Here is a 6,446-nt window from a genome sequence, read left to right on the forward strand (position 1 = left end):
TTGATTTAGGCTCACTGTCCCCCAACAGGGAATGCCGACCTTGCAGAAAATAAAAATGAAACAAATATAGTTCACTTCGTCAAATTATCTCATCAGAAGGAAGTCGTAAAGACTGCTCTTAATATATATATAGATAAAAAATCAAAACTTTTCTTTAAAAACAAAAACATAACAAAAATATGTTATCCAAAAATAGACAATGTAGTATCCAAATACATACAATAAAGATTACGAAAATTGGAAACTAAAATATGCAAGAAACTAATCTGAACATCTCCCATAAAGGTGAGATTATTGTAAAGACAAAAAAAGAAGATCAAATCGGAAGACCATTCGATAGTTTTGGTACAGATCCTAAAGGTAAAGGTTTAAGTGATATTTATGATGTACTTGAACAACTAAGTCAAAAAAGTTTGAAACTGTTTTGTATGCTAGGAAAAAACAGAGACTTCAACACTAACGAAGTAGTCCTAATCAGGAAAGAACTTAGCAAAGATGAAGTGTCTGCTTTAAACAAAGGTTACAAACAGCTAGAGGATTTCAACATAGTTAAGCGGATTAGATATGAAACATACTTAATAAATCCAGACTACATCATTCCAAAGACATCAAACCTGAAAGCAATACGAGCTAAATACAAAGAACAGAACACAAGCAAAAGTATGACTATAGATGAAATTCTACAGGAATCAGCTAATACCTGATTTAGGGGCACTTGTGCACTTTTACTTTAACCAAGTATTTACTGAGTTTCTGTGAACTCCAATGTGTTTGGCTATCTGAGTGTTATTCAATCCCTGTACTTTGAGTTGCTGTGCTTGCTTGCGCTTGTCTTGGTACTGCATAGAACGTGCTGTACCGCCTTTGGCTGCACCTAGCTTGCTCTTACGTGTCTGTCTGTCTATGAACTCTTGATAGCTGTAGCTATCTCGTTTCCAAACCCAACGTGCAATGCTCTTAGCGATGCCTTTAACTTCGTTGTAGCTCATGGGTAGTGTGAACTCACCATTTAACTTCATGCAGTGGTCAATAACGCCCTGTAGCCATTGAGTGTACGTGCTTCCTCTGTAGCTGCGTATTTCAACATATGCCCACTTTCGTACTGTGTGGAAGATGCAGCAATTACGCCCCAATCCCACTGCTTCATCAGGTGCTATAGGTTTATTGATCTTGTGCGTTGTAAGGTCTAAACGTTCTGACAATTGCTTAAGCGTGTAAGGCTGCTCACGCAACAAGTGAGTCCGCCAGTGCTCATGTAGAGCATTCTTTGTGATTAGTCCTGTGTAGCCTTGATCAGCTTGTAAAACTTCTCTTAGTGCCATGTATATGGCGTTACCGTACTGTATCGGCTTTGGTCTGCTTGCATCAGTGTTGTAGATTGGTGTTTCTAATTGATAGATATAGTGAGCATGTCCATTTTCAGGATTCTCTACGATCAAATTAGGTGTTGGTACGCCTACCATAGCGTAGAAGAAATCTACATAAGCTGTAGGATAGTCCAAGTCAAAGATTAGGAAGTTGGTGTAGTACGGATGGTTTGCTTGAATATACCGCTTAAGCAAAGCGATAGCTTTGGGACGTACCTTGACCCCATACGAAAGATCATCACTGCAATAAGGTTTTGCAGGGAGCTTGTTTATTATTTGCTCTAAAGCTAATGGTAACTGTTGCATTGCATACTTCACTGTTTGCAATTGCACATTACTTCTGTATTATTACTAACAGATCATGTGCAAACGTGTTCTAAGGATTTAACCCTGTAACTTCTAGTCCGCCAAGATTTGAAAGTTACGGGGTTTTTCATTTTCTGTAGGTAGTTTTACCACAAATCCTTGTACTAGCAAAAATTTCTAACGCTTAATTCAGCAATCTATCCGAATATCCTTCCCAATAATCCTTTCTTCTCATTGTTCTTGTGCTCAATGAGCTTCTGGTCTAGTTGTTGCTTTAACCATGCTTCGTTAGCCTGAACATACTGCAGTTGCTGTTCCAGTGCTTGTACTTGCATTTTGAGCTTATCAACTTCCTGTTGCAGTAACTGTTCACGGTGTCCTAATATCTGTACTTGAACGTTGTCACTTGCTGTTGATGACTGTTGTTTAGTTGTACTTGAGCTGAACAGTCTTAGCATATCGGAAGTGTCCACTAACCCATCTGAATCCTTGGTTAACTGCCCACTATTAATTTTCTTATAAATACTATTTCGACTTACTTTGAAGTCCCTTGCAGCTTGGGAAATACTTATACGTGCCATGCTTGTTTTATTCTCGTTGTCACCTGTTCTGAACAGTGTACTTAAACTGTTCATGTATTGCACCTAGAAGGACGTTAAGTGTTGGCATTGCGCAGAAGCTTATAGAACCCACCTGTTTGCTCTATTAGTTGTTTTGTGTAGGGTACTAAGTGTGTGTGGTTAAACGCTCTCTGAGAGCCTACTGTAAGCTCCTGATGCAATATTTTATCTATATTCGAGACTGTTTGAGTATTGTTAGTTTCATTGTTCTTTTAGTGCTGCACTTCACTGTTAAAGCAGTATGCTTATTGGGATCAGCATCAGTATTTTAATTTACAGAGATTCACGGCGAGGGGAGCAGGTATGTTTAACTTTTGGTGGTCTGACTATCCTGGAAAAAACCAGGATTTATAGGTGCAGGGTTTAATCCCATACACCACTTAAAACTTGTAGTTCTTTAAATTATCAAAATATATCTCTACCCTTAATTGCTAGTCTTCTAATGGCATCTTCTTCTGTTTCAATATCTACAACTTCATTTCCATCATCTAGAGTCTGTTCATAGATAGACAATATTGTTCCTGTTGAGCATCGTAAAACCATACCAACAATATCCATGCCTACTGTTTGTTTTAAGATTTGTATATCTAATGGTAAATTAATTTTTGGAGTGGAAACCATTGCATAGTCAAAGTTACTGCTTTTTATTGGCTTTCCAGTAAGTTTAGCAAATACATACACTTGCTTATTACAGGTGGCATTCTTTTTCGCAGTTTCAATATCTGCAGGAAAAGTAAGTCCTCCATTATTGACATTTTTAAAGCTTTTTGAAGACTCTATATAGAAATCCTTCCCCTTAATTTGGATAACATTAGCTGTCTTGCCATAAGCATTACTTGCCTTATATTGACTTGATGTACGGCTCAACTCGCCTACACGGAGAGTAGAGCTTGAGTTAACACCAAAGATAGATCGATCAAGCAATCGACCTTTAGGTCCTTTGCCACCACTGTCTACTTCATATAGAGCAGTATCTGGATTGTAGTTAACAGAAATGGAATCTAACTTGAAAGCATAAATTTTATCTGAGTCTAAGGATTTAAATTTAGTCCCCTGTGCAACTCTTGCTTCGTAAGCAACTGTAGTTTCAAACTCACCTTTTTTAAGTACAGATGAAACTTCAGCAGCATAGCGTTTAGCAAACTCTGACAAACTGGATGAGTTAAACTTATTAGGATTAAAGCTATCCATTGGATAAAGCGCAGATGTTGTACTTTGAGGTGCAGCAAATGTAGATGTTAGAGCAGTAGATGCTACTAAAAAAATCGCGATTTTCTTCATGAAATTTATAATAAAAATAAAGTTATTAGCTTATGAAGAATACAGCATTGAAATGGATATAAATATTTTAAATTATCTACTTAGGTATATTTCCTAAAAAATAATATGAGTTATAGGTTTGGTGCTTAACACACCAATACTCCCAAAATATAAACTTGTTTGAAATCTAAAAATATCCAGGAGGTGTTACCCTCCTTTTGCAACTCGATACACAGTAGCAATCCCCACACCAACCGCTTTCGCTATTTCATCTTTCGTCATATTGCCAGCCTCAAGTAGTTGCTTGATACGTTCATGCTTACCAATATTCGCTTTTTTACCTGTAGGTTTGTATCCTGAACGTTCTAAACCTTGCTTAATACGTTCACGGCGTTTGTCATTGTCCAGCTTCGCCATAGTTGCTAGCAGGTCGATCAACATATCATTGATCACAGTTAAGATTGAATTTTCTAGATCGTTGCCAGCTTTGTTTTTAACTTCATGGGTAGTAGGCAAGTCAGCTACGACTAAACGTAAACCTTTATCTTTAATGCGTTGTTTCAATATTGAGAAGTCATCTTGAGATAATCTTGAAAGGCGGTCGACTGATTCCACCAAGAGAATATCTTCTCGTTCCGCTTCTTCCAGTAAACGATTTAATTCAGGTCTATCGAGTTTAGTACCAGTATGGTTTTCAACATAAGCTGTGTAGCTGTCGCTATATTTCTTACTGAACTCAACCAAGTCGTCTAATGCTCGTTCTGCATCTTGTTCTTTAGTACTTGCTCTTACATAAATGCGAACTGTCATACCCCTACCTATTATCATTTAGACTTAATATTTAAACTACAATGATAATACTATCATTTAATTAATTATAAAAGTCTATTGATAGGTTTTTTATCATTTAATGTTTTTATCTTTTGGGTATAGTGCAATAATAGGTCTGTACGGTTTAACTAGAAGCTCATACGTGTATGAAACTAAATTGCACGTAGCGTTATGCACTTTCATTCAAGCATAAAAAAAGCGCCTACATTTGCAAGCGCTTCTTTCTACTAATCTTTAGTACATAACGAAATAGACGATCTGCAACATATCAGCGACGAAGCTAATAAGCTGCACGACTAAATAAATTATATTCATGTCGCACCCCTTAAGTTGAGGGCACTACTCTCTCGTTCACAATGTTGCTATCGGAACGATGATGATGTTTAATATAGTTGCATATAAAATGTTTTTTTACATTCTAGTAATTAAACATCGTCAATGATGATAGTAATGCTGTTGTTAATGACACTGCTACTACTCCACTCGAAATTTTCGACGAGGACGAGTGAGAGTAGTTGCCCCTATTTATTTCTTGATAGTAACTTGCCCTGATTTAATAATCCAATAAGTACAGCATACTTTGCGACAAATCGTGTCCGATCATGCCACTACCTTTCATTACTTATGCTGCCGTATTTTCAATAACATAGCAATATTGACATTTTAGTAAAGTTTTCTCTAATACCTCTTTTATTTTTAAGGGAAAAAACTTTATGATCATGTACTTTATGTATGAGCCTTATTAGATCAGTAGATAGCATATCAAAGCCTAGATTTAGTGCTTATAGATAGCATTGTGGATAACTCTAAATTATTAAGCTTAATTCAATTTTTTATAAAATTCATAACGTTTAATCATAGAAAAAACACTACTAATTTTATTATTATTATTTATAACCATATAAATTTATTAAAAATTACAAGATCCTTAATCCAAATTACTGATGAATTAAAGGACTTTTTTACAAGTTATCTTCTGGAAAAAAAATCAAGGTTAAATGGCGTCTATGCTCTTCGTCTTTATGAATTACTTATCAAATGGAAATCATTAAAGAAAACTCATGTAAGTGTCCGTTGAGTACAGACACTAATAAAACCTAATTTAACCTTTATTTTTTAAAACTCGATATACAGTTGCTACACCACAGCCCATAGGTTTGGTTTAATACTTACATCTTGATTGCATCTTAACCTTAGGAACTGTTAGATTCTTTTTAAGAAAAAGATAAGGCATTATAAATGCTACAACTACCAAAAGAAATCGTCCTAACAAATGGCAAAAGATTTGATAGCAATGATTTTGAATTAACGAATCCACGACAAGGGCATTATTTCTTACAACACAAGCATAAGAATTTTGAAGTAGGTTTTATTGAAAATTCTGGAGTGTTTTATACAGGAAGTTCAACAATAACTCCGTATACAGAAGACGACTCAGAACCTGTCTTCATATCAAATGAAACTCTAGAACAGATTACTGAACTTTAAAACCGAAGTGTGTACGTAAACGAAAGAGTATAACTACCCACAAACTTTAATTTCATTTACGTACAACCTTCTACTTTGCTCTTAACTGAATAATCTTCTTGGTGAAACAGGAAGTAACGGTCTTAAATCTCGACTACCATCGAAAGTACGTTTATCACCTTCAAGTTTCTGGTCTAGCTTTGCCTTGTAGCAATGACGTAGGACTGCATCTTCTAAACCATTCTCCCCGTATTCTTTCAGGTTGTGGAATAGTGTATCAAACACGATAGGCGAACAAACCCCAAAGGCTAATAACTTGATTTAGGCTCACTGTCCCCCAACAGGGAATGCCGACCTTGCAGAAAATAAAAATGAAACAAATATAGTTCACTTCGTCAAATTATCTCATCAGAAGGAAGTCGTAAAGACTGCTCTTAATATATATATAGATAAAAAATCAAAACTTTTCTTTAAAAACAAAAACATAACAAAAATATGTTATCCAAAAATAGACAATGTAGTATCCAAATACATACAATAAAGATTACGAAAATTGGAAACTAAAATATGCAAGAAACTAATCTGAACATCTCCC

The 6,446-nt window shown here is 35.6% G+C and carries 7 protein-coding genes; 3 read left to right on the forward strand and 4 right to left on the reverse strand.

Annotation, left to right across the window (positions count from 1 at the left end; all coding sequences use genetic code 11):
* Positions 1-251: 251 nt before the first annotated feature.
* On the forward strand, positions 252-704 hold the full coding sequence (locus B9T24_RS16620; RefSeq protein ID WP_086166817.1) for a hypothetical protein: 453 nt from the start codon (positions 252-254) through the stop codon (positions 702-704).
* A 21-nt stretch (positions 705-725) separates the two neighbouring features.
* Here B9T24_RS16620 and B9T24_RS16625 read toward each other — a convergent pair whose 3' ends face one another.
* The 4 genes from B9T24_RS16625 to B9T24_RS16640 all read right to left on the reverse strand — a co-directional run bounded on the left by B9T24_RS16625 (position 726) and on the right by B9T24_RS16640 (position 4,363).
* A complete protein-coding gene (locus B9T24_RS16625) occupies positions 726-1,673 on the reverse strand; it encodes a replication initiation protein (protein WP_086166822.1) in 948 nt (315 codons plus the stop codon).
* Positions 1,674-1,870: 197 nt separating this feature from the next.
* Positions 1,871-2,308 carry a plasmid replication DNA-binding protein gene (locus tag B9T24_RS16630; RefSeq protein ID WP_228145745.1) on the reverse strand — a complete coding sequence of 146 codons (438 nt, stop codon included), beginning with the start codon at positions 2,306-2,308 and terminating at the stop codon, positions 1,871-1,873.
* Between the two features lie 390 nt (positions 2,309-2,698).
* Positions 2,699-3,574 carry a hypothetical protein gene (locus B9T24_RS16635; protein ID WP_086166818.1) on the reverse strand — a complete coding sequence of 292 codons (876 nt, stop codon included), beginning with the start codon at positions 3,572-3,574 and terminating at the stop codon, positions 2,699-2,701.
* Positions 3,575-3,760: 186 nt separating this feature from the next.
* Positions 3,761-4,363: a recombinase family protein gene (locus B9T24_RS16640; protein ID WP_086166819.1), complete on the reverse strand. Its 603-nt coding sequence runs from the start codon at positions 4,361-4,363 to the stop codon at positions 3,761-3,763.
* An 817-nt stretch (positions 4,364-5,180) separates the two neighbouring features.
* Here B9T24_RS16640 and B9T24_RS16645 point away from each other — a divergent pair.
* Complete coding sequence (locus B9T24_RS16645; RefSeq protein WP_228145746.1) at positions 5,181-5,462, forward strand: RepB family plasmid replication initiator protein; 282 nt, start codon at positions 5,181-5,183, stop codon at positions 5,460-5,462.
* A 161-nt stretch (positions 5,463-5,623) separates the two neighbouring features.
* A complete protein-coding gene (locus tag B9T24_RS16650) occupies positions 5,624-5,872 on the forward strand; it encodes a hypothetical protein (RefSeq protein WP_086166821.1) in 249 nt (82 codons plus the stop codon).
* Positions 5,873-6,446 lie beyond the last annotated feature (574 nt).

The sequence above is a fragment of the Acinetobacter sp. ANC 4654 genome, from assembly GCF_002135425.1.
GTDB classification, from domain to species: Bacteria; Pseudomonadota; Gammaproteobacteria; order Pseudomonadales; family Moraxellaceae; genus Acinetobacter; species Acinetobacter kyonggiensis.

What these genes read in the sequence shown, in the direction of transcription:
- B9T24_RS16620 (WP_086166817.1), top strand. Translation starts at nt 252, where the DNA reads ATGCAAGAAACTAATCTGAACATCTCCCATAAAGGTGAGATTATTGTA.
- B9T24_RS16625 (WP_086166822.1), bottom strand. Translation starts at nt 1,673, where the DNA reads ATGCAACAGTTACCATTAGCTTTAGAGCAAATAATAAACAAGCTCCCT.
- B9T24_RS16630 (WP_228145745.1), bottom strand. Translation starts at nt 2,308, where the DNA reads ATGAACAGTTTAAGTACACTGTTCAGAACAGGTGACAACGAGAATAAA.
- B9T24_RS16635 (WP_086166818.1), bottom strand. Translation starts at nt 3,574, where the DNA reads ATGAAGAAAATCGCGATTTTTTTAGTAGCATCTACTGCTCTAACATCT.
- B9T24_RS16640 (WP_086166819.1), bottom strand. Translation starts at nt 4,363, where the DNA reads ATGACAGTTCGCATTTATGTAAGAGCAAGTACTAAAGAACAAGATGCA.
- B9T24_RS16650 (WP_086166821.1), top strand. Translation starts at nt 5,624, where the DNA reads ATGCTACAACTACCAAAAGAAATCGTCCTAACAAATGGCAAAAGATTT.